Source organism: Streptomyces sp. NPDC060035 (assembly GCF_042736635.1).
Taxonomy (GTDB): domain Bacteria; phylum Actinomycetota; class Actinomycetes; order Streptomycetales; family Streptomycetaceae; genus Streptomyces.
The window spans coordinates 124,256-146,114 of sequence record NZ_JBHWVO010000015.1; the positions used below are offsets into that span (position 1 = coordinate 124,256).

25 protein-coding genes and 1 pseudogene are annotated in these 21,859 nt (G+C 69.4%); 20 read left to right on the top strand and 6 right to left on the bottom strand.

Annotated features, from left to right (window positions below; all coding sequences use genetic code 11):
- Positions 1-569 precede the first annotated feature (569 nt).
- Genes ACFWBQ_RS23585 through ACFWBQ_RS23600 form a run of 4 tightly spaced genes read left to right on the top strand, consistent with a single transcriptional unit; the run spans position 570 to position 3,572 of the window.
- Positions 570-1,832 (top strand): alpha/beta fold hydrolase, encoded by a 1,263-nt coding sequence (locus tag ACFWBQ_RS23585; protein ID WP_385492571.1) that lies wholly within the window; start codon positions 570-572, stop codon positions 1,830-1,832.
- Between the two features lie 12 nt (positions 1,833-1,844).
- Positions 1,845-2,492, top strand: a complete 648-nt coding sequence (locus tag ACFWBQ_RS23590) for an MBL fold metallo-hydrolase (RefSeq protein ID WP_385492409.1) — start codon at positions 1,845-1,847, stop codon at positions 2,490-2,492.
- Between the two features lie 58 nt (positions 2,493-2,550).
- A complete protein-coding gene (locus ACFWBQ_RS23595) occupies positions 2,551-3,330 on the top strand; it encodes an exodeoxyribonuclease III (protein ID WP_385492411.1) in 780 nt (259 codons plus the stop codon).
- A gap of 20 nt (positions 3,331-3,350) precedes the next feature.
- Positions 3,351-3,572 carry a hypothetical protein gene (locus ACFWBQ_RS23600; protein WP_385492412.1) on the top strand — a complete coding sequence of 74 codons (222 nt, stop codon included), beginning with the start codon at positions 3,351-3,353 and terminating at the stop codon, positions 3,570-3,572.
- Between the two features lie 37 nt (positions 3,573-3,609).
- Here the strand turns inward: ACFWBQ_RS23600 and ACFWBQ_RS23605 are convergent, their stop codons facing one another.
- Entirely contained in the window at positions 3,610-3,891 is a 282-nt protein-coding gene (locus ACFWBQ_RS23605) for a mycoredoxin (protein ID WP_385492414.1), read from the bottom strand.
- Positions 3,892-4,015: 124 nt separating this feature from the next.
- Here ACFWBQ_RS23605 and ACFWBQ_RS23610 point away from each other — a divergent pair, with 124 nt between their 5' ends.
- Positions 4,016-4,768, top strand: a complete 753-nt coding sequence (locus ACFWBQ_RS23610; RefSeq protein ID WP_385492416.1) for a Clp protease N-terminal domain-containing protein — start codon at positions 4,016-4,018, stop codon at positions 4,766-4,768.
- Positions 4,769-4,978: 210 nt separating this feature from the next.
- On the opposite strand, the gene ACFWBQ_RS23615 is transcribed toward ACFWBQ_RS23610, so the two are convergent.
- Positions 4,979-5,758 carry an SDR family NAD(P)-dependent oxidoreductase gene (locus ACFWBQ_RS23615; RefSeq protein ID WP_385492418.1) on the bottom strand — a complete coding sequence of 260 codons (780 nt, stop codon included), beginning with the start codon at positions 5,756-5,758 and terminating at the stop codon, positions 4,979-4,981.
- Positions 5,759-5,866: 108 nt separating this feature from the next.
- Between ACFWBQ_RS23615 and ACFWBQ_RS23620 the strand changes: the two genes are divergently transcribed.
- The 5 genes from ACFWBQ_RS23620 to ACFWBQ_RS23640 all read left to right on the top strand — a co-directional run bounded on the left by ACFWBQ_RS23620 (position 5,867) and on the right by ACFWBQ_RS23640 (position 9,623).
- Positions 5,867-6,328: a DUF6278 family protein gene (locus tag ACFWBQ_RS23620; protein ID WP_385492420.1), complete on the top strand. Its 462-nt coding sequence runs from the start codon at positions 5,867-5,869 to the stop codon at positions 6,326-6,328.
- Between the two features lie 101 nt (positions 6,329-6,429).
- Complete coding sequence (locus ACFWBQ_RS23625) at positions 6,430-7,173, top strand: amino acid ABC transporter ATP-binding protein (protein WP_385492422.1); 744 nt, start codon at positions 6,430-6,432, stop codon at positions 7,171-7,173.
- A gap of 11 nt (positions 7,174-7,184) precedes the next feature.
- The gene (locus ACFWBQ_RS23630) at positions 7,185-8,099 is read left to right on the top strand and encodes a glutamate ABC transporter substrate-binding protein (RefSeq protein WP_385492424.1); all 915 of its coding nucleotides are present in this window, start codon (positions 7,185-7,187) and stop codon (positions 8,097-8,099) included.
- Positions 8,100-8,112: 13 nt separating this feature from the next.
- Entirely contained in the window at positions 8,113-8,757 is a 645-nt protein-coding gene (locus ACFWBQ_RS23635; RefSeq protein ID WP_385492426.1) for an amino acid ABC transporter permease, read from the top strand.
- On the top strand, positions 8,754-9,623 hold the full coding sequence (locus ACFWBQ_RS23640; protein WP_385492428.1) for an amino acid ABC transporter permease: 870 nt from the start codon (positions 8,754-8,756) through the stop codon (positions 9,621-9,623). The genes ACFWBQ_RS23635 and ACFWBQ_RS23640 overlap by 4 nt, the downstream gene beginning before the upstream one ends.
- Before the next feature lie 61 nt (positions 9,624-9,684).
- Here the strand turns inward: ACFWBQ_RS23640 and ACFWBQ_RS23645 are convergent.
- Positions 9,685-9,918 (bottom strand): annotated as a pseudogene (locus ACFWBQ_RS23645) (acyl esterase); the annotation flags it as partial.
- A 229-nt stretch (positions 9,919-10,147) separates the two neighbouring features.
- Here ACFWBQ_RS23645 and ACFWBQ_RS23650 point away from each other — a divergent pair.
- The 5 genes from ACFWBQ_RS23650 (at position 10,148) to ACFWBQ_RS23670 (ending at position 13,937) form a co-directional block, all read left to right on the top strand.
- Complete coding sequence (locus ACFWBQ_RS23650; RefSeq protein WP_385492430.1) at positions 10,148-11,173, top strand: ArsR family transcriptional regulator; 1,026 nt, start codon at positions 10,148-10,150, stop codon at positions 11,171-11,173.
- Positions 11,174-11,487: 314 nt separating this feature from the next.
- Positions 11,488-11,628, top strand: a complete 141-nt coding sequence (locus ACFWBQ_RS23655) for a hypothetical protein (RefSeq protein ID WP_385492432.1) — start codon at positions 11,488-11,490, stop codon at positions 11,626-11,628.
- Positions 11,625-12,578 (top strand): hypothetical protein, encoded by a 954-nt coding sequence (locus ACFWBQ_RS23660; protein WP_385492434.1) that lies wholly within the window; start codon positions 11,625-11,627, stop codon positions 12,576-12,578. The genes ACFWBQ_RS23655 and ACFWBQ_RS23660 overlap by 4 nt, the downstream gene beginning before the upstream one ends.
- Positions 12,579-12,686: 108 nt before the next feature.
- Entirely contained in the window at positions 12,687-13,139 is a 453-nt protein-coding gene (locus tag ACFWBQ_RS23665; protein WP_385492436.1) for a hypothetical protein, read from the top strand.
- A 255-nt stretch (positions 13,140-13,394) separates the two neighbouring features.
- Positions 13,395-13,937 (top strand): hypothetical protein, encoded by a 543-nt coding sequence (locus ACFWBQ_RS23670; RefSeq protein ID WP_385492438.1) that lies wholly within the window; start codon positions 13,395-13,397, stop codon positions 13,935-13,937.
- A gap of 157 nt (positions 13,938-14,094) precedes the next feature.
- Here the strand turns inward: ACFWBQ_RS23670 and ACFWBQ_RS23675 are convergent, their stop codons facing one another.
- Entirely contained in the window at positions 14,095-14,841 is a 747-nt protein-coding gene (locus ACFWBQ_RS23675; RefSeq protein ID WP_385492440.1) for a hypothetical protein, read from the bottom strand.
- Between the two features lie 104 nt (positions 14,842-14,945).
- Here ACFWBQ_RS23675 and ggt point away from each other — a divergent pair, with 104 nt between their 5' ends.
- Complete coding sequence (gene ggt, locus ACFWBQ_RS23680) at positions 14,946-16,751, top strand: gamma-glutamyltransferase (RefSeq protein WP_385492442.1); 1,806 nt, start codon at positions 14,946-14,948, stop codon at positions 16,749-16,751.
- A 154-nt stretch (positions 16,752-16,905) separates the two neighbouring features.
- On the top strand, positions 16,906-17,598 hold the full coding sequence (locus ACFWBQ_RS23685) for a glycoside hydrolase family 75 protein (RefSeq protein ID WP_385492444.1): 693 nt from the start codon (positions 16,906-16,908) through the stop codon (positions 17,596-17,598).
- 15 nt (positions 17,599-17,613) lie between these two features.
- On the opposite strand, the gene map is transcribed toward ACFWBQ_RS23685, so the two are convergent.
- Positions 17,614-18,381, bottom strand: a complete 768-nt coding sequence (gene map, locus ACFWBQ_RS23690) for a type I methionyl aminopeptidase (RefSeq protein ID WP_385492446.1) — start codon at positions 18,379-18,381, stop codon at positions 17,614-17,616.
- Between the two features lie 41 nt (positions 18,382-18,422).
- Here map and ACFWBQ_RS23695 point away from each other — a divergent pair, with 41 nt between their 5' ends.
- From ACFWBQ_RS23695 to ACFWBQ_RS23705, 3 genes are all read left to right on the top strand, one after another.
- Positions 18,423-18,779, top strand: coding sequence for a helix-turn-helix domain-containing protein (locus ACFWBQ_RS23695; RefSeq protein ID WP_385492448.1), 357 nt, complete (start codon positions 18,423-18,425; stop codon positions 18,777-18,779).
- 20 nt (positions 18,780-18,799) lie between these two features.
- Positions 18,800-19,180, top strand: coding sequence for a PPOX class F420-dependent oxidoreductase (locus tag ACFWBQ_RS23700; RefSeq protein ID WP_385492451.1), 381 nt, complete (start codon positions 18,800-18,802; stop codon positions 19,178-19,180).
- A 130-nt stretch (positions 19,181-19,310) separates the two neighbouring features.
- Positions 19,311-20,678: a hypothetical protein gene (locus ACFWBQ_RS23705; RefSeq protein WP_385492453.1), complete on the top strand. Its 1,368-nt coding sequence runs from the start codon at positions 19,311-19,313 to the stop codon at positions 20,676-20,678.
- A 34-nt stretch (positions 20,679-20,712) separates the two neighbouring features.
- Here ACFWBQ_RS23705 and ACFWBQ_RS23710 read toward each other — a convergent pair whose 3' ends face one another.
- Positions 20,713-21,774 carry an aldo/keto reductase gene (locus ACFWBQ_RS23710; RefSeq protein ID WP_385492456.1) on the bottom strand — a complete coding sequence of 354 codons (1,062 nt, stop codon included), beginning with the start codon at positions 21,772-21,774 and terminating at the stop codon, positions 20,713-20,715.
- Positions 21,775-21,859: the final 85 nt, after the last annotated feature.

The window sequence follows — 21,859 nt, forward strand, 5'->3', positions numbered from 1 at the left end:
CCGCCGCACAGCCCGTGCAGGGCGAGCTGACCCACTGGATCCCGCAGCCGATACCCGGGCAGCAGTATGTCGGTGCGGGACCGCTGCACGGGGAGGTCGTCCCGCAGCAGCACCTCGGTGCGCCGCCGGGCCCGCAGCATGCGGAGCCGGGTCCGTCCGTCGAGGTCACACAGCCGCTTTCCGCGCAGCAGCTCGCGCCGCTGCAGGGCGAGCTGCTCCAGCCGGTCCGGCAGTACCCAGGGACACCGCTGGACCCGCAGTCCGCCGAGCCGCCGCTGCATGCCGCGCCCCCGGAGCACCCAGGGCTTCCGCAGGCCCCGCAGCACCCGGAGGTTCCGCGGGCCGCGCAGCCCCGGGAGTCGTTGCATGCCCCGGAGCGCCCAGGGCTTCCGCAGGCCCCGCAGTACCCCGGGCCGCCGCCGGCATCGCACGGCGGTCCGCAGCACACCCGGGCGCCCCAGGGCCCGCAGCCCCAGGGCTCGCAGCCCCAGGGCTCGCAGCCCCAGGGCTCGCAGCCCCAGGGCTCGCAGCCCCAGGGCTCGCAGCCCCAGGGCCCGCAGGCGAGTCAGCTGCTCCAGTACCGCTTCGACGGGCCCGAGGACGCCCCCGTCCTGGTCATCGGTCCCTCCCTCGGAACGACCTGGCACATGTGGGACCGGCAGATACCCGAGCTCTCGCAGCACTGGAGAATCTTCCGGTACGACCTGCCGGGGCACGGCGGAGCCCCCGCCCATCCCGCGGTGGCCGTGACCGACCTCGCGGACCGTCTGCTCGCCACGCTGGACAGCGTCGGCGTCCAGCGCTTCGGCTATGCGGGCTGTTCCATCGGCGGCGCCGTCGGCGCCGACCTCGCTCTGCGCCACCCGCACCGGGTGGCTTCGCTCGCGCTGGTCGCCGCCTCGCCCCGATTCGGCACCGCCGACGAATTCCGCCAGCGCGGCGTGATCGTCCGCAGCAACGGTCTGGAGCCGATCGCCCGCACCGCCCCGGAACGCTGGTTCACCCCCCACTTCGCCGCCGCCCAGCCGGCCATCGTCGAGTGGGCCGTCCAGATGGTCCGTACCACCGACCCCGGTTGCTACATCGCCTCCTGCGAGGCCCTGGCCGCCTTCGACATCCGTACGGAACTCTCCCGAATCGGCGTCCCGACCCTTGTCCTCGTCGGCGCCGAGGACAAGGTCACCGGACCCGCGGAGGCCCGCACCCTGGTCGCGGGCATCCCGGACGCCCGGCTGGCCCTCGTCCCCGGAGCCTCCCACCTGGCCCCCGTCGAGCAGCCCGGTGCCGTCACCGATCTGCTCCTCATGCACTTCTCCACGGCCTGGCAGGACACCCTGGCATCGATCCCGGTACCGCCCGCCCCGGGGCTCGCCGCTCCGTTCGTGCCGGTGGCGCCCGTCGCTGAGATCGGATCCGCGGCGATCACACCCGAGGCGGCCACCATGGGCCGGCGGGACCGCTACGACAGCGGGATGAAGGTCCGGCGCGAAGTGCTCGGCGACGCCCATGTGGACGCTGTCACGGCCGCGTCGGACACCTTCACCGACGACTTCGAGGAGCTCGTCACCCGCTACGCCTGGGGGGAGATCTGGACCAGGGAGGGCCTCGACCGCCGGGCCCGCAGCTGCGTCACGCTCACCGCGGTGGTCGCCTCCGGACATCTGGAGGGCCTCGCGCAGCACGTCAGGGCGGCGCTGCGCAACGGACTCACACCCGTCGAGATAAAGGAGGTGCTGCTGCAGACTGCTGTCTACTGCGGCATCCCGGCAGCCGGCGCCGCATTTGCCATCGCGCAGTCCGTGATCCAGGCAGAAACCACCCCGCCCGCGTAGCAGGATGTGGGTATGAACGCACCGTCCCTCACCCTCACGAAGAACACGCACTCCTGCATCCGGCTGGAGCGACACGGCCAGGCGCTCGTCATCGACCCCGGCGGCTTCTCGGAGGACGACGCCGCCGTCGGTGCCGACGCGATCCTGGTGACGCACGAACACCCGGACCACTTCGACGAGGCCCGGGTGCGGGCCGGTCTGGAGTCCAACCCGGCCGCGCAGCTGTGGACTCTGCGCAGCGTGGCCGGGCAGCTGTCCGCCGCGTTCCCCGGGCGCGTCCACACGGTCGGCCACGGCGACACGTTCTCCGCCGCCGGGTTCGACGTACAGGTGCACGGCGAGCTGCACGCGGTGATTCACCCGGACATTCCGAGGATCACCAACGTCGGCTTCCTGGTGGACGGTTCGGTCTTCCACCCGGGGGACGCCCTGACGGTGCCGGACCAGCCCGTGGACACGCTGATGCTGCCGCTGATGGCCCCCTGGAGCAAGATTTCGGAGGTCATCGACTACGTACGTGAGGTGAAGCCGCGGCGCGCCATCGACATCCATGACGCCCTGCTCACCGATCTGGCCCGCCCGATCTACGACCGGCAGATCGGCAGCCTGGGCGGAGCCGATCACGGCCGGCTGACTCCGGGCGACACGATCCGGCTCTGACCCGCCGGGAGCGGCGGCCCGTGGGACGGCTGTCGGTGGGAGCGGCTAGGTTTACTGCATGCGCATTGCCACCTGGAACGTCAATTCGATCACCGCCCGGCTCCCGAGGCTGCTGGCCTGGCTGGAGAGCACCGGCACGGACGTGCTGTGCATCCAGGAGACCAAGTGCACGGCCGAGCAGTTCCCTGCCGAGGCGCTGCGCGAACTGGGCTACGAGTCCGCAGTCAACGCCACGGGCCGGTGGAACGGGGTGGCACTGGTCTCGCGAGTGGGTCTCCAGGACGTCGTGACCGGCCTGCCCGACGGGCCCGACTACGAGGGCGCGCAGGAGCCGAGGGCGATCTCGGCGACGTGTGGGCCGGTCCGTCTCTGGTCGGTCTACGTCCCCAACGGCCGCGAGGTCGAGCACGATCACTACGCGTACAAGCTGCGCTGGTTCGAGGCCCTGCAGAAGGCTGTTGCAGCGGACGCCGCGGGGGCAATGCCGTTCGCCGTCCTCGGCGACTTCAACGTCGCGCCGACGGACGAGGACGTCTGGGATCCGGCGCTCTTCGAGGGGGCCACCCATGTCACCCCCGCCGAGCGCGCCGCGCTGGCCACGCTCCGGGAGGAGGGGCTGTCGGACGTGATGCCCCGCCCGCTCAAGTACGACCGCCCGTACACCTTCTGGGACTACCGCGAGCTGCGCTTCCCGAAGAACAGGGGCATGCGCATCGACCTCGTCTACGGCAACGCCCCGTTCACGGCGGCCGTCAAGGACAGCTACGTCGACCGCGAGGAGCGCAAGGGCAAGGGTGCGTCCGACCACGCGCCGGTGGTCGTGGACCTCGACCTCTGAACGCCGGGCGGGGGCGTCCCATGAGCGAATTCGAGGGCCGCGACTGGACGGCCATGACCCCCGCGGACTTCGATCCCGACGCTCCACTCCTCCTGGACGTAGGTACCGGCCCCGTCGTCGTCCCCGCCGTGTCGGCCGAGTGCGGTACGCCTCCGATGTTCGGCGTGGAGAGGCCCGCACGGCGTGCTGCGCGCAGCGATCGGCGCCCGGCCGCCCCCGTGGACCAGGACGGCCTCTTCTGAGGGTCGACGGGAGGCGACCGCCTCGGCCACGACGGGGTCAACGCTCCTTCGTGGGCAGCAGGTGCGGGGCGTGCTCGGTGACGGCACGCACCACCTCACGCTTCGAGGGGTTCACCATCGAGTGCCCCGCCACCCGGACCGTCGGCACGGTCTCGTTGCCGTCCGCGACCGAGCGCACGAAGGCGGCGGCTTCCGGGTCCCGCCGGATGTTCACCTCGGTGTACGTCAGCCCTGACAAGCGCAGCCGCAGTCGTAGTTTCATGCAGTAAGGGCACCCGGGCCGCCAGTAGACGACCATGCCTTCGCGGTCACCGGTCATCGAAAACCCCTCTGTTCACGTCCGTCGATCGATCACAGCCAACCGCGCCGCAAAGGCAGGAGCAAGGACCTGCAAGCGTCAACCTTCGGTTGACGCTCAACCGGTGTCAACCTAGGGTTGTCACATGACGAAGCCACTCGGGCCCAATCCGCCCCTGCGTCTCGACGACCTGATCGAGGCGATCAAGAAGACCCACGCCGACGAGCTGGAGCAGCTCTCCGGTGCGGTGGTCGCGGCAGATCATCTCGGCGAGATCGCCGACCATCTCATCGGCCACTTCGTGGACCAGGCACGCCGCTCGGGTGCTTCCTGGACCGACATCGGCAGGAGCATGGGCGTCACGCGGCAGGCCGCCCAGAAGAGGTTCGTGCCCAGGAAGTCGGACGAGCCCTCCGACCTGGACCCGAGTCAGGGCTTCAGCCGGTTCACCGAGCAGGCCCGGAACGTCGCTGTGGGCGCGCACAACGAGGCCCACGCGGCCCGCAACGACGAGGTGCGCACCGAGCACCTGATCCTCGGGCTCCTCGGTGAGCCCGACGCCCTCGCCGCACGGGTCATCACGGGGCAGGGTGTGTCACCGGCCGCGGTCCGCGAGGCGGCAGCCCTCGCTCTGCCGGCCGCGGCCGACGAGGTGCCCGAGCTGATCCCGTACGACGGGGGAGCACGCAAGGTCCTGGAGCTGACCTTCCGGGAGGCGCTGCGACTCGGCCACGACTACGTCGGGACGGAGCACATCCTGCTGGCCCTGCTGGAGTTCGAGGGCGGCGCGGGCGTGCTCACGGGGCTGGGCATCGACAAGGAGGCGGCGTCGGCGGCCATCGCCTCGGAGATCGCCGCCGGGGAAAAGGGTGCAACGGCTGACGGCGCCGACGGCTAGGGGGAGGACATCGAGCGCCCGGTGCGCAGGCAACGGATACTTCTTTCTGCAAAAAAGAGGACCCAGGTTCGAATCCTGGCGGTCCGGCTCAGGCCGGGCTGTGGTGCAGCGGCCCAGCATCTTGTCTCCGTCGCCGACTCCGATCTCGGGCGCCCGTACACCTTGATGCCGCCCCCTCGCCGGGGGCGGCATCGCGCGTTCCCGTACCGCTCAGTGGACGGAGAATCCGCCGTCCACGAAGATCGACTGCCCGGTGACGTACGACGAGGCCGCGCTCGCCAGGAACACCGCGGCACCCGCGAAGTCCTCGGCCAGGCCGTTGCGGCCGACCATCGTGCGGGCGGCCAGTGCCGCCACCTTGCCGGGATCGGACGACAGCTTCTTGTTGAGCGGCGTCGGCACGAAGCCGGGCACCAGCGTGTTGGACGTGACGCCGTGCGGGGACCAGGCCTCGGCCTCCGAGCGGGCGAGCGACTCGAGCGCGCCCTTGGACACTCCGTACGCACCGCTCTGCACGAACGCCCGGTGCGCCTGCTGCGACGTGATGTGGATGATCCGCCCGTAACCCCGCTCCGCCATACCGGGTCCGAACCGCCGGCCCAGCAGGTGGGGGGCCTTGAGGTTCACCGCCATCGTGGTGTCCCACACGTCCTCGTCGAGCTCGCCCATCGGCGGCCGCAGATTGATCCCCGCGCAGTTGACGAGGATGTCCGGCTCACCGAACGCGGCCGCCGCCGCATCGCCCGCCGTACGCACACCCTGGCTCGTCCCCAGGTCGGCGCTCACCCACGCGGCCCGGCAGCCGTCGGCCGTGAGCTCGTCGACGGTCCGCTTCAACTCCGTCTCTCTGCGTGCCACGACCACGACACTCGCGCCCGCGTGTGCGAGCGCCCCGGTGATCCCGCGGCCGATGCCGGAACTGCCGCCGGTCACCACGGCGATTCGGCCGTCCAGCGAGAAGAGTTCGGAGAGATAGTTCTGCGATGTCATCTCCGTAGCCTAAGTATGCGGGCTCCCGGCACCCCGTGCAGGGTCCCGAATCCGGAACAGTCGCGTGCCCTGCGGTGTGGAAGAGGCCGGGGGTGGGATCCTTGAGGTATGAACATCCCTTTCCTGGACAACTGGCGTAAGCGTCAGGGCGGTACGCAGGGGGTGGCTCTCGTGGCTGCCGTCCGAACCGACCCGGACGGCATGGCCGAACTGTTCGCAGAATGCGAGTTGCTGCGTGCCCGGGCAGGGCAGGCCGGACTCGAACTCGACGACAGCCCTGCCTCGTTGTCCGCGCTCGACCAGCTGCCGCCCCTGTGGCGCGACGATCCGGAGGAGCTGCCCTGGCTCGGCAATGACGCGGGCCTCTACCTCGGCACCGTTCTGGTGCGCACCGTCCCCGGCGCCGCGTGGGACATCCTGGCCGGCGGCCGGCCAGTCGTACGCCTGGCTTCGGGCCGGGAGATCGATGTCGTCGCGGCGGGTCTGGACTGGGCGATGTCGGGCAGCCCCGAGCTCTCCGAGATGTACGCGGAGTCGGCCGAGAGCGGGCCCGGCGCCAAAGCGCGATAAACAGCCTTATGCGCTAGTGATGCGTGTCGGGCGGGAAGTCCGTTGCGGGCCTGGATAGTTTGCGCTGACCTCGACACAGCGATAAGTGGGTAGGGCAGCGTATGGCCGTCGATCCGTTGATCGAGCTGCGGGACGTCAACAAGTACTTCGGGCAGTTGCACGTACTGCAGAACATCAATCTCACCGTCGGCCGCGGGGAGGTGGTGGTGGTCATCGGCCCCTCCGGATCAGGCAAATCAACGCTCTGCCGGACCATCAACAGACTTGAGACGATCGAGTCCGGTCATATCGCCATTGACGGCACACCCCTTCCCGAAGAGGGGAAGGGGCTGGCTCAGCTCAGGGCCGAAGTCGGCATGGTCTTCCAGTCGTTCAACCTGTTCGCCCACAAGACCGTGCTGGCGAACGTCTCGCTCGCACAGATCAAGGTCCGCAAGCGCAAGAAGGACGAGGCCGACCAGCGGTCCCGGGAACTGCTGGAGCGGGTCGGGCTCGCCTCGCAGGCCGACAAGCTCCCCGCCCAGCTCTCCGGCGGACAGCAGCAGCGCGTCGCCATCGCCCGCGCACTGGCGATGGACCCCAAGGCGCTCCTCTTCGACGAGCCCACCTCCGCGCTCGACCCCGAAATGATCAACGAGGTGCTCGAGGTCATGCGCCAGCTCGCCCGGGAGGGCATGACCATGGTGGTCGTCACGCACGAGATGGGGTTCGCCCGGTCCGCCGCCAACCGCGTGGTGTTCATGTCCGAGGGATGCATCATCGAGGACCGCACCCCGGAGGACTTCTTCACCGCCCCGGAGAGCGACCGTGCCAAGGACTTCCTGTCCAAGATCCTCAAGCACTGACAGGGGGCCCCATGTTGCGTACGAGAAACGTCGCGGCCGCACTGGCCTGCTTCCTGCTCGCCGTGCTCGTCGCCGGCTGCGGCCGGGAGGGCAGTCCGCCGGTCAAGGGGCCGAAGGCCGGGGCGCTGCCCCAGTACACGGTCGACACGGATTTCGAGCTGCCCGAGTCGAAGACCTGGAAGGAGGCCAAGAAGCGTGGATACCTGGTCGTCGGCGCGAAGGAGGACCAGCCCTATCTCGGTGAGAAGGATCCGGCCACCGGTATCTACTCCGGCTTCGACATCGAGATCGCCCGCATGATGGCGGCGTCCCTCGGCTTCGAACCGGATACGATCCGTTTCCGGACCATCGCCTCCGCGAACCGTGAGACGGCAATCCAGAACGGGCAGATCGACTACTACGTCGGCACCTACACGATCAACGACATGCGCAAGAAGCTCGTCGGCTTCGCGGGGCCGTACTTCATGGCCGGCCAGGCGCTGCTGGTGCGCACCGACGAGAACGACATCGAAGGACCGCAGGACCTGGCGGGCAAGACCGTCTGCTCGGCTGCCGGGTCCACCCCGTACCAGCGCATCGCCACCGACTACCCGAAGGCCGACCTCGTCGCCTACGACACGTACTCGATCTGTGTCGACAACCTGCTGACCTACCAGGTCGACGCCGTCACCACCGACGATGCCATCCTGCTGGGCTTCGCGGCCAAGGCGCCGGACGAGATGAAGGTCGTCGGCAAGCCCTTCTCCGAGGAGCCCTACGGCATCGGCGTCCCCCGCAGCGACAACGCGCTGCGCTTCGCGCTCAACGACGCCCTCGAGGCGAACGAGAAGAACGGCAACTGGAAGAAGGCCTTCGAGGCCACGCTGGGCCTGTCCGGGGTGCCCGCGCCGACACCTCCGCCCATCGACAACTATCCGGCGAACTGAGGGGCCGGCCACCATGGATGTACTGACAGAGAACTTCTCCCTCTACGGCGAGGGCTTCCTCGGCACCGTCGAGCTCACCGTCTACGCCTCGATCCTGGCGCTGGTGCTCGGCTTCCTCATGGCGTCCTTCCGGGTCGCGCCCGTCGGCTCGCTCCGGGTGATCGGCACCGTGTGGGTGACGGTGCTCCGCAACACCCCGCTGACGCTGCTCTTCTTCGCCGTCCTGCTGGGACTGCCGCGCTTCGGCCTGGTCCTGCCCTTCGAGGTCTTCGCGGTCCTCGCCCTCGGCTGCTACACCTCCTCCTTCATCTGTGAGGTGCTGCGCTCCGGCATCAACACCGTGTCCACCGGCCAGGGTGAGGCGTCCCGCAGCCTCGGCATGTCCTTCAGCCAGACGCTGGGCAACGTGGTGCTGCCGCAGGCCTTCCGTTCGGTGATCCCGCCGGTCGGATCGACGCTCATCGCACTCGCCAAGAACTCCGCGATCGCCGGAGCGTTCAGCGTCAATGAGCTGCTCGGCACCTACAAGCCCCTCAACGAGCTGGGCTACAGCATCATCTGGTCCTTCGTCTGGATCGCCGTCGGCTATCTGATCATCACCCTGACCATCAGTGCGCTCTTCAACGTGATGGAGAAGCGCTGGGGAGTCGCCCGATGACCCACTCCACCGTCTCCGCCTCCGCGCTCTACGACATTCCGGGGCCGGTCACCCGCAAGAGGCACTTCACCTACGGGGTCATCTCGACGATCGTGATCCTGGCGCTGTTCGGCTGGCTCCTCTATCTGCTCTTCGACACGGACCAGTTCACCAGCGAGAAGTGGCGGCCCTTCACGTACAAGGGCATTCAGGAGCTGCTGCTCCGCGGGCTCGGCAACACCCTCAAGGCGTTCGCGTACGCGGCGGTGCTCTCCGTGGCACTCGGGGCCGTGCTCGCCGTCGGACGGCTCTCCGTGCACCGTCCGGTGCGCTGGGTCTCGACGTTGCTGGTCGAGTTCTTCCGGGCCATGCCCGTACTGGTGATGATCTTCTTCATCTTCGTCGCGCTGAAAGTGCAGCCGCTGCCCGCGCTGGTGGCCGGACTGACGCTCTACAACGGCTCCGTGCTCGCCGAGGTCTTCCGGACCGGAATCAACTCGGTCGAGCGGGGCCAGCGGGAGGCGGCGTACGCCCTCGGGATGCGCAAGACGCAGGTCACCGCCTTCGTCCTGGCCCCGCAGGCCGTACGCGCCATGCTGCCGACCATCATCAGCCAGCTGGTGGTGGCACTGAAGGACACCTCGCTCGGATATCTGATCACCTACGAGGAGTTCCTCCACGCGGGCAAGCTGATCGCGTCGAACCTCGACTACGGTCTCCCGTTCATCCCCGTGGTGATGGTGATCTCGCCCATCTACATCGGGATGTGCATGCTGCTCTCGTGGTTCGCCACATGGGTGGCCAGACGGGAGCGGCGTAACCCGAAGACGGAGGCGGTGGGCGTATCCCCCGCCGAGCCAGGGCCGCTCCTGCCGGGCGTGAAGTAGCCGACAGTCGCCCCATGGGGCAGGCCGGAAAGGGCAATGCCCGCCCGGCAGCAGCCGGTGATCACCCCTCGCGCAACGGAAACGGGACATGTCCCGGGTCCGTACAGGGTGAGGAGAAGGTCAGCTGCGTGCCGGTCGGATCGGGTGTCCGCCCATGGAACATATAGGGGGCGTTGCTGACCAGCCTGCCGAGGCCGAGCGGGCCCACGTCGCAGAAGCTGGCGACGGGGGTGCCGCTCTGCCTGGTGCCGGTGACCGTGGAGTGCGGCACCACGTCGGTGCCACGGATCTGCTCCGTCGGCCGCCCGGTGCGTGGTGCTGGGCGCGGAGGGCAGCGGGGCCTGTGCCGTGCGTGTCACATCGCCGTTTGTCCATGCGTAGGCATCAACAGGCGTGAGCCCCAAGCTCGTTGAACCCATTTATCGTTTCTTGACCGCAGTTGCCTACGATCGTCCGGCCGATCCCGCGCCGAACGAACACTGGTGCGCTGTAGAGCAAGAGCCGAACTCAACTGGGGGAACGACATGCTCCGCATTCACTTCACCGATGTGGATCTGGCGAGGACCCGGCTCGCCTCCGCTCCTGATCCGCTCTCCGAGATCGCCGCGAGTCTGCACCGGTTCCAATCCCGGAGGGGAAGGTGGGCCTTCGCCGGGTGGTACCGCACGACACGGCAACAGCTGCGGGAGAAGGGGCTGGAGCGCGTCCTGCGGAGTGTTTTGCTGCCCTTGTATCCAAGGGCCGCGTACTATCCGGATTTCCTCACCCCGGTCGGTGCGGTGGACGGACTGGACGTGGGACTGGAGTCGATTCTGGCTACGCCTCCGCAACGGGTCATGGCGGAGATGGCCATCCTCGACCGGACCGTCGGAGCACCTGCGTGGGCTGGGCAACTGGCCGGACTGGAAGCGCGCAAGGAGTTCGTGGGGGTGCTGCGCGCGTACTACGAGGTCGTCGTCGCCCCCCACAAGGAGCAGGTGCTGGCGCGTATCGAGGCCGAGCGGGCGGCACGCTGCCGTGGGTTTCTCGACGGCGGAGTGGAGGGCATGCTCTCGGGACTCGGGCCCATGCTGCGCTGGCGAGCTCCCGTCCTGGAGGTCGCTTACCCCAGGCAGGCGGATGACCGGGACCTGCACCTGAACGGCCGTGGGCTCACTCTCGTCCCTTCGTACTTCAACTGGGGCGAGCCGGTTGCCTTCGCCGACCCGGGACTGCCGCCCGTGGTCTGGTACTCGCTGCTCCACGAGCCCGAGGTCCGCTCCGTGGCTGACAGTGCCCCCGAGCAGTCCCTGACCAACGTGCTCGGGCGTGCCCGAGCGGTCGCCCTGCGCGCCGCGTCCGCCGGCGCCACGACTGGCGAGATTGCCCGCGCTGCCGGAGTTTCGGCCTCCGCCGCCAGCAGACACGCCACCGCGTTGCGCGACGCGGGACTCGTCACCACCGTTCGGAATGGCCCGACCGTGCTGCACACCCTCACACCCACGGGTGCAGCCGTGCTGCGCGCTGCCATGCGCACGGCTGAGGACGACGTCAAGGGCACCGTCGCCTGAGCCGACGGTCCGGCGCCGAAGGCCTGTTGCCGGTGTCCGCGTGGCTGGTCGGGGGCGGATGCGATACAGGTCGGTATCGGTGAAGTAGATACGGAGCATTCGCTTCCCCCTCTGTGGCCTGGGCCATTGCGGCAGAACGAAAGGGCCTGGCCGGCCTTGTTCGCGTCAACGATGCTCATGTTCAAAGCGGTGCGAGGGGCGCAGATCCGGAGACATGCGAGGCAATTCGTTCCCTTGCGTCGCCGACCAAATCACGGCTGGGGGTGCCTCACATGAACGTGCACGGGAAGCGTTGACGGGGAGTCGCGGTGGTCATGGGTGCCGCCATGGTGACCACACTGGGGCTGGTGGGATCGCCCGCCTCGGCGAAGGTGGCCGACGGGTGGGTGTGGGGGTACGACGGATATGGCGACGATCTGGACGACGAGGGCAATCGCACCGGGGAGTGCGTATGACGATGGGGCGTTTTGCTGCCGCCTGCAGGGTCACGATGATCGCGGCGCTCACCGCATTCACCGCGGCTGGCTGCGCGAACAGCGTGGGCGACGGCTCAGGGGCCGGTCGGCCGGAGCAGGACTCCGCGCTCCGGAGCCTCAAGGGGCAGGAGCGGGACCTGACCGACGCTGAGGAGGTCCTGGTCGAACACGCCGAGTCGATGCTGGTCAAGAAGTGCATGGAGGGGAAGGGCTTCCGGTACTGGGTGGGGCCGATGGCGAGCGTCGCGGAGCGTCAAGGGGACGGCTACGTCCTGGACGATGTCAGCTGGGCGCGCACGCACGGCTACGGCGGGGAGTTGGAGAAGAAGGCCGAGCGGGCTCGTCCGGCTGACCCGAATGCCGCGTACGCCAACGCACTCCCGGAAGCAGAACGCATCCGCTACTCGAAGACCCTGGACGGCAACCCTTCGAAGGGCGAACTGTCGGTAGATCTTCCTGCCGGCGGCACCGTCAGCACCACCAGCACGGGCTGCCTGGCCGACGCCAAGGGGAAGCTCTACGGCGACACCGTAACCTGGTTCCGCGTCAACAGGATCACCACGAGTCTGACGCCTCTTTACATACCCGATCTCGTCAAGGATCAGCGCTTGGTGAATGCGGTCGAGGCCTGGTCGTGGTGCATGCGCGAGGCCGGTCATCCCTACGCCTCCCCGGACGGGATCCGCGAAGAGCGCGATGCGCTCACGCAGGGAATGAGCGCCGCGCGGGCGCATGCCACCGAGGTGGAGCTGGCAGTGGCCGAGGCGACTTGTGCAGTGAAGACGTCCCTTGGTACGGCGGCTCGCACCCTCGAACGTGAGTACCGCACCACAATGCTCCAGCGCTACGGCGCAGACATGGCCACCTATCAGCGTATGAGACTGGCCGCACTGGCCCTGGCCAAGAACATCACCGACTCCGAAGCCTGACAGCACCGGATTGTCCGGACGCACCGGAACCTCTCAGATCTCCGCGGTACCACGGCCGCAGATGTTCCACCACACCCATAGAAGATGGAGCCACCCACCATGCGCAGAATGCCTGCGGTTCTTGCTGTTCTGGCCCTTGCGGGTCTCGGAACGCTCGTCCCCGCGACGAGCGCACAAGCCGACAACTGGGCCTGCAACGACAACTACACGGCGGCGGCATATGGGTACATGTACGCCTATAATGATCATTCGTGCCACGGCGGCGTCATCGGCTACAGCTCGAGCTGGGACTCGGACTGGGGCAACAGTAACGGCCCCTTTCAGGGCACGGACACCAATAAAGCGTCATCCATCCTGAACAAGGGGAGCATAGCCGTCCAGTTCTTCAACGGCACAGGCCAAGACTGGGCCGGGGGATACATCTGCCTCTCCAGGAACGAGGCCTACGCCTCCAATATCGCTGACGCCTACTTCACCAGCGATGTCCAGGTGACCGACGCCATCAGCTCCCACCGGTGGGTGACCGAGAGCAAGTGCTCAGACGACAGCTGGGCAACTTGATCGCGCCGACGCGCCACTGACGCAACTGACAGGCCGTAGCCACCGGCCATCTCCACGCCATTAGGGACGAACAGAACGTCCCACCCCTCCCTGCTGCAGAGGCACTACCGGGAGAGGGGTCCGGTCGCAGAACGGGTGTGGCGGTAGGCAGCATGCACGACTCGCCGTGCCGGCAGTCCGGGATCGCCGTGACACGCGGGCGACGCCTCCGGCCAGTGACAGGCACAACTCAGAGATCGAACGGGGAAGATACTCATGCGCATCAAGTCATTGGTTCTCTCACTCGGCATCGCCGCCGTGTGCACCGGGCTCACCGGGACCAGCGCCGCAGCCTACAACGACAATGACCTCGACTGGCAGAGCTGGTCCAGGGACACCGGCGCATGCGACGACTTCGCTCCAGGTGTCGACTACTGCCACGTCGTACTGACTTCGAGGCAGCTCGACGGCACCATTTTCATGCCCGACGATGGCGGTAAGGCCATGAAGCTGCTCATCTACAAGGGCAGCAAGACCGTCGCCCAGGTCGAGTTCCACCCGTCCGGCGAAGTGCTGTGGGTCTACGACGGCGCCAACGACGGTGACACGGTCTACGTCCGCCTGAGGTGGGACGAGGACAACTCGCCCGCTGACGACGCGACGTACTGGGCGCCGGGCACTTCGGCGGCAATCGACTCCAACAAGGTCCAGCTGGACGGTGATGACGACATCGACGAAGGAACGACCGTTCAGCTCCGCATTTACGACGACAAGGCGCTGACCGACCCGATAACCGATTGGTACTACCTCACAGCCTGACTCCCGGTCTCGCTGAGCCGACGGACACGGGGTCAGTGCGCTCCTTCGGACTGGCCTGTGCGGGTGACGGCGTCGGAGGGTGCAAGGCATGAGGCTCCCGCGCCGTTGAGGGGGTGTTCGAAGTCTCGACCACCATCGGCGCGGTGGCCTCGCCTGTTCAGTCGGCCGCCCGGTGTGTGGTGCGGGGCGCGGCGGGCAGCGGGGCCTGTGCCGTGCGGGTCACATCGCCGACGACCTCCACCACATTGGGCCCGTAGGCCTGGGAGTTGACCACCTTCAGCAGCAGGACGAAGGTGTTGTTGCGGTGTTTGCGCTGCAGCTTCTCGTAGTTGCGGGCGAGGTAGCGTGATGCCGCCTGGTTGGTGATGGCGCGCTGTCCGCAGAACAGGAAGACGGGGCGAGCGTCCTGACCGCCCGTCAGCTTGGCGAGGAGTACGTGCTCGGCAACACCCGGCTCCAGCCGGTAGCGCTCCGAACCCACCTGGAAGGCGGCGCGGTCGGGGCCTGGCTCGGGGTCGGTGTTGATCTTCACTCCCGGCAGCAGCGACTGCAGGTGTGCGGCCATCCGACGGTTGGACCCCGGGCCGCCGACACAGAACTCCGTACGCTCACCGAACCCTTGCTGGGCGACGTCGTGGGACACGATCTGCGCATGCGCCCGGCAGTCCTTGATGAGTGCCGAGAGTTCGAGCAGAGCGAAGACGTCGTGACGGTGGACAGCGCCGTCGCCGCCGGCCTCGCGATTCACCACGAGCATGCACTCGGAGTTCCCGGGCAGCCCGAAGAAGTTCTGCTTGCGGCGGAGTCTGCGCCGCCACAGGTAGGTACGGGCGAGCCAGCCCAGGGAGGCGCTGAGTCCGGCGGCTATGACACCCAGCACGATGTTGCGCACGTCGTCAGTCATGGGCGGGCATATTAGCGGTCATCCGAGTCTGTGTCCGAGGCGGTCCTGTTGATCCGGGCGGGGCGGCGTTACCCTGCGCGGACGATCCTTCACTGGAGGTACGGATGCGTCGTTCCGTCGGCCGGAATGTGTCGTTCTTAAGCGTGATCGCTGTAATCGGTTCGCTCGGTGCCGCGGCCCCGGCGGCATCGGAGCCGTCCGGTCCACCACCCAAGTCGCCGGTGGCGGTGGGATACGGGGGAGCGGTGGCGAGCGTCGACGCGGACGCCTCGGCGGCCGGTATCGAGGTGCTCCGCAAAGGGGGCAACGCGGTTGACGCGGCCGTGGCGACCGCGGCGGCGCTGGGGGTCACCGAGCCCTACTCGGCGGGCATCGGCGGCGGAGGCTACTTCGTCCACTACGACGCCGAGAAGCGCACCGTACAGACCATCGACGGCCGTGAGACCGCGCCGCGCAGCGCGGACTCCTCACTCTTCCTGGAGAACGGGCAGCCGATTCCGTTCAACGACGCCGTCACCAGCGGCCTCGGAGTCGGCACCCCCGGCACCCCGGCCACCTGGGACAAGGCCCTGAGCGCCTGGGGCAGCAAGTCGCTCCGGCAGCTGCTGAAGCCGGCCGAGCGGCTCGCCCGCGACGGATTCGTCGTGGACGACACCTTCCGCTCGCAGACCGCGGGGAACCAGGCGCGGTTCGCCGACTTCCCCGCGTCCGCGGAGCTCTTCCTGCCCGACGGACAGCTGCCCGTGGTCGGATCGGTCTTCAAGAACCCCGATCTCGCGCGTACGTACGAGACGTTGGGCCGCGAGGGCATCGACGAGCTGTACCGCGGCGGACTGGCCGAGGACATCGTGGAGACGGTACGCAAGCCCCCCGTCGACCCGGCGGCGACCCGCGTGGTCCGTCCGGGAGATCTGACGGCCAAGGACCTGAAGTCGTACCGCGCACTGCGTCAGGCCCCCACCAAGGTCGGCTACCGCGGCCTCGACGTCTACGGCATCGCGCCCTCCTCGTCCGGTGGTACGAGCGTGGGCGAGGCGCTCAACATCCTTGAGTCGACCGACCTTTCGAAGGCGAGCGAGGCGCAGTACCTGCACCGTCTCATCGAGGCGAGCCGGATCGCCTTCGCCGACCGGGGGCGCTGGCTCGGCGACCCCGCGTTCGAGGACGTGCCGACACGGGAGCTGCTCAGCCAGCGCTTCGCCGACTCGCGCGAATGCCTGATCAAGGACGACGCGGTGCTCACCAGCCCGCTCGCGCCGGGCGACCCCCGCGATCCCGCCCCGTGTGCCGCCGGGGACGCCGCTGCCCCGACGACGTTCGAGGGCGAGAACACGACGCATCTGACCGCTGCCGACAAGTGGGGCAATGTCGTTGCGTACACGCTGACCATCGAGTCGACGGGCGGCAGCGGCATCACTGTGCCGGGACGCGGCTTCCTGCTCAACAACGAGCTGACGGACTTCTCCTTCGCTCCGGCCGGTCCGGCGGTCCACGACCCGAATCTGCCCGGTCCGGGCAAGCGCCCGCGGTCGTCGATCTCGCCGACCATCGTGCTGGAGCACGGCAAGCCGGTCCTGGCCCTGGGCTCGCCGGGCGGTTCGACGATCATCACCACCGTGCTGCAGTCGCTGACCGGGCATCTGGACCGGGGGCTGCCGCTCGTCGAAGCGATCGCCGCTCCGCGTGCCAGCCAGCGCAACTCCGCCACGACCGAGATCGAACCCGGACTCTGGGACAGCAGGGTGCGAGGGGAGCTGGAGTCGCTCGGGCACGTCTTCAAGAAGAACCCCGAGATCGGAGCGGCCACGGGCGTCCAGCGGATGCCCGACGGGCGGTGGCTCGCGGCTGCGGAAAAGGTGCGGCGGGGCGGAGGCTCGGCCATGGTGGTGCATCCGAGCGGACGTTCATGACCGATCGGCAGTAGCAGTGGCCTCGGGGCCGGTACGACGCGCTCAGCCGCGTCGTACCGGCCCCGAGGCCGTGCTGCGGCCGTGCCGTCCCGGCCGTGTCGGCAAGGAAGGACCCGCCGCGGTTCTTCGCGTCCAGTGAAAGGCGTCCTCCACGGTGCGTACGCGAATGCTTGCCCTCTCCGTTGTCTCCGTCGCCGCTCTGCTCGCCGCCGCCGCAGCCTTTTCCGCTGCGGCCGACGGCGCCGACGGCGAGACCGGGCGGGAGCCGGTGAGCGCTGCCGACCTGTTGGCCGAGGTGAAGACCTGCACCCGGATCTCGCACGGGAAGTACCGAATGGACCAGGGCGGGCCGGCGAAGGTCCCGGTGTGCGGGACGAAGGGAGCCGTGTTCTGGAAGGCGGACATGGACATCGACTGCGACGGCCGGATCACCGCTGCCTGCAGCAGGAAGACCGACCCCTCCTTCCTGCCCGGTACGGCGTTCCAGACCTCGGTCGGCGAGCCCCTGGACTCCGCCCGGCTGCCGTATGTCGTCGTGCCCGGCCCGGGCCCGCTCTGGAACTACACCAAGTCCAGGATCGCGGGCGGTGGCGTGGCCGCCGTCATCTACCGGGGCAAGGTCCAGTACGCCGTCGTCGGGGACACCGGCCCCACCGGGATCATCGGCGAGGCGTCCTACGCCGCCGCGGAGGCGCTCGGCATCGATCCCGACCCGAAGACCGGCGGGACCGCGTCCGGCGTCACCTACATCCTGTTCAAGAACTCCAGGGTGTCGCCGATCGAGAGCCGTGAAGCCGCTGTCACCGTCGGCCGGGCGTCGGCCCGGAAGTTCGTCGAGGACGACTGAGGGCCGGGAGGGTGGTCAGAGCGCGGTCAGGATCCGGGGGCCGCTGTCGGTGATGGCCACCGTGTGCTCGGCGTGGGCCGCCCGGCTGCCATCACTCGTGCGGAGGGTCCAGCCGTCCAGGTCCGGACGGAAATCGTCGTGGCCGCTGCCGATCAGCATCGGTTCGATGGCGAGCACCATCCCGTGCCGCAGCGGCATGCCGCGGCCGGCCGGTCCCTCGTTCGGAACGGACGGGTCCTCGTGCATCGACCGGCCCACTCCGTGGCCGCCGAAGCCTTCGGGAATGCCGTATCCCGCCTTGCGGCACACCGTGCCGATCGCGTGGGCGATGTCGCCGATCCGGTTGCCGACGACCGCCGCCGCGATGCCGGCGTCCAGGGCAGCGAAGGCCGCCTCGATCAGCCGGGTGTCGGCGGGGCGGGCGCGGCCGACGGTGAAGCTGACTGCCGAGTCGCCGACCCAGCCGCCCAGCGTCGCGCCCGCGTCGATGCTCACCAGATCGCCGTCGCGCAGTCGGTAGTCGGTCGGGATGCCGTGCACGATCGCGTCGTTGACGGACGCGCAGATCACCCCGGGGAAGGGCGTGGGGGCGAAGTGGGGCCTGTAGTTGAGGAACGGCGAGGTGGCTCCCGCCTCCCTCAGGACCTCGCGCGCGGTCGCGTCGAGCTCGCGCAGCGATACGCCGACCGCAGCCGCTTCGCGTGCGGCGGTCAGCACCTGTGCGACGACCCGGCCGGCCTCGCGCATCGCCTCGATGGATGTGTCTGTCTTGAGTTGCACCATGCCAATTACTATACCGGTCGAGGCGGTATTAGAATGACGGCATGGTACGAACACCCCTGACCCCGGAAGAGCGCCGTCGCGGCGAGCGGCTCGGCGAGTTGCTGCGTGAGGCGCGCGGCGGACGCAGCATGGTTGCGGTCGCCGCGAGCGCGGGAATCTCCGCCGAGACACTCCGCAAGATCGAGACGGGCCGGGCCCCCACCCCCGCCTTCTTCACCGTGGCGGCGGTGGCGGGCGTCCTCGGCCTGTCGATGGACGACGTGCTGGCCCGGTGTGTCCCCGGGCCGGAGACAGTGCTCGTACCGCGGTCCGCACCGTTGTCCGCACCGCCCGGGTCGCTGCCCGGGGCATTGCCGGGAACGTTGCGCGGACCGGGGGCGCTGCCGCTCACGGCGTAGGGCGGAGTAGGGTCGCGCCCGTGACTCTCCAGGACTTCGCCCGCAGTGAGTACGTCAGCCTGACCACGTACCGGAAGGACGGCACGCCCGTCGCCACGCCCGTCTGGGCAGCGGCGGACGGCGACGTGCTGTACGTCTGGACGCGGAGCGATTCCTGGAAGGTCAAGCGGCTGCGCAACAACTCCCGGGTCCTTGTCACCGTCTGCGACGTCCGCGGCAGGATCGCCGAGGGTGCGCCGAGCGCCGAAGGGACCGCGCGGCTGCTCGACGAGGCCGGGACGGCCGGGGTGCGCAAGGTGCTCGCCCGCAAGTACACCTGGAAGTTCTGGATCGTGGACTGGCCCGCGATGGTCGTACGGCTCGGCAAGCGGCCCCACGCCGGGATCGCCGTCACCTTCTGAGGGGCGTGCGCGGTCCGTCCCGCACTCCGGGCGCACCACGCCCGAAAAGCGCGCGTAGCCCGTCCGTAACACGCCTGCGGTCGAATGCCAGCGGACTGGAATGTTCCAGTCGGCGGCAGGTGAGGCGACGGTGACAGTGCATCAACATGCGTGGGACGTAAGGAAGTTCGCACAGTACCTGCGAGATCTTGCCGCCCTGCTCGATCCGGGGCAGGGCTGGTACGGAGTTTTCTGCGCGCGCGATCCCGAGGGCATGCGCGCCTGCTTCGACGGCAGGGAAGTGCCGCCCTGGGATGTGGTCGAATCGCTCCTCCAGGACCTCGCCGCGGCACGAGGCAGTGAATTCGCCGCGCAGGAATCCGTACGGGCTGCCGCGCTGTACACCGCTTCCGCCGGTGCGCACGACCGGCGACCGGGCGGACGGCAGGCCCTCGCCGGCCGGCTGGGGCTGATGCTCCGGGAGCAGACCCACGCTGCCCAGCGGCTGCGGGCGGCCGGGGACGACGAGGCCCACGTGCCGGGTGCGGAGCCGGAGGCGCTGGCCTGGGCGCGCGACGACCATGCCCGCGCCACGGCCCGCTGCGCGGAGCTCCGCAACCGGCTGGCGGCCGTGGAGAGCACTGTGCCGGACAGCTGGTTCCGGGCGGAGGAGGACGGACACACGCCGGGGGCGGAAGGCGCCGGGAGCGCGCACCTGGTTCCGGAACCCCGCAGTCCGTCCGGGGCGGCCCCGGGCGTCGGCCCCGAGCCGGAGGTGCGGCCCGCCCCCAAGCGCAGGAAGCCGCGTGGAGCCCGTTTCGCGGGCCTGGAAATGGAGGACGACACGGAGGCGGCCCCCGCCCCGTCGGCCGTTCCCGTGCTGCCCGAGCCCGCGGCTGCCACCGCCGTACCGCGCGGCGCCCGCTTCGGCGGCGCCCCCGCGGAGAGCGTGACGGCAACCGCGCCACAGGCCGTCGACCCCGGCCCCGCCGCCCGCCGAGCCGCCGACGACGCCGTCGCACTGCTCGTACGGCTGCGCGCGGAGGGCCGCAGCGGCGAGGCGCACGTCGTGCTCTGCGAGGCGGCTGCCTGGCCGGCCGGGCATCTGCCGGTACTGGCCGTCGCACTGCACCGGGCCGGTCTGGCCGCCGACTGGGCCACCCTGCTGTGGGAGGTGTCCTCCCTGCCGCCCGCCGAACTCGCGGCGGCGGCAGGTGCGCTGGCCGAGGCGGGACGTGCCGACGACTGCGGGCTGCTGCTCCGGCAGGGCGTGGCGCGGCCCGCGGCGGAGATAGCCGACGCCGTGGTCGCCCTCGACCGGGCCGGCCTGGAACCTGAGGCGCGGGCTCTGCTGGGCGCGTTCGTGCGCGTGCGGACGGCGCAGGACGCGGCGCGGATCGCCGAGGGCGGTCCGCGCCATCTCGTCCCCCAACTGCTCGCCGCCGCCCGCGAGGTGTCCGCGGCGCGGGAGTGGGACCTGGTCCACGCACTGCGCGTGGCGGGGATCGCGGCGCCGTAGGCCGCGCGCCCCGGTCCGGTGCGAACGAAAGTCCCTAGTACGGCGCCCCGTTCGTCGTGCGGCGGCCCGTGGAGCGGCGGTCGACGATGTCGGCCCAGCGGTCCCCGTACACCGTCTCCGTGACGCCCCGCTCGCGCAGGAAGTCGTGCGGGAAGCCGAGGGGCACCGCGCTCACCGTGTCGAGCCGGGCGACCGCTTCGGCGTCGAGATCCACCTCCAGGCAGGCCAGGTTGTCCGCCAGCTGCGCCTCCGTGGAGGCGCCGATGATCGGGACGATGTTGCCGGGTCGTCCGCGCAGCCAGGACAGAGCGACCTGGGCCGGGGTCCAGCCGCCCTGCTCGGCGATCTCCACGACCGCGGTGACGGTCTCGTGCTCACGGCGCCGGACGTCGTCGAGCCCGTCGCCGGTGGCCCCGTCCGTCCCGCTGCCGAGGTGCTTGCCCGTGAGCAGTCCGCGGGCGAGCGGGCTCCACGCGAAGACGGCCTGGTCGAAGCCGTAGGCCTGCGGGAGCAGTTCACGCTCGGGCGTCCGCTCCAGCAGGCTGTAGCGCAGCTGCGAGCCGGCGAACACGGTCCAGCCGCGCAGCTCGGCGAGGGTGTTGGCCTGGGCGATCTCCCACGCGGGCCAGTCGGAGACGCCGATGTACAGCACCTTTCCGGTGCGTACGAGATCGTCGAGCGCGCGCATCACCTCGTCGACGGGGGTGAAGTGGTCCCGGGCGTGCACCCAGAGCACGTCCAGGCGGTCGGTCCGCAGGCGGTCCAGGCTCGCCTCCACCGAGTGGACGAGGTTCTTGCGGTGATTGCCGGCCGCGTTCACATCGCCGGCGGCGGTCGCGCAGGTGTACTTGCTCGCCAGGACGAGGCTCTCGCGGCGGCGGCCGATCAGCTCGCCGAGGACCGACTCCGACGCTCCGCCGCCGTAGATGTCGGCCGTGTCGATGACATTGCCGCCGGCCTCCAGATAGGCGTCGATGATGCGCCCGCAGGTCCTCCTGACGGCGTCGGGCTCCGATTCGTGGCTGCCCAGAGTCATGGCGCCCAGGGCCAGCTCGCTGACCCGTAGCCCGGTCCTGCCGAACAGTGTGTAACGCAAGGGAATCCCTTCGGTCGGACGGTTACCGGAGGCTACGAGCTGGAGTGCGCTCCAGCGCAAATTCCCCGTGTGTCCGGCCTTGCAG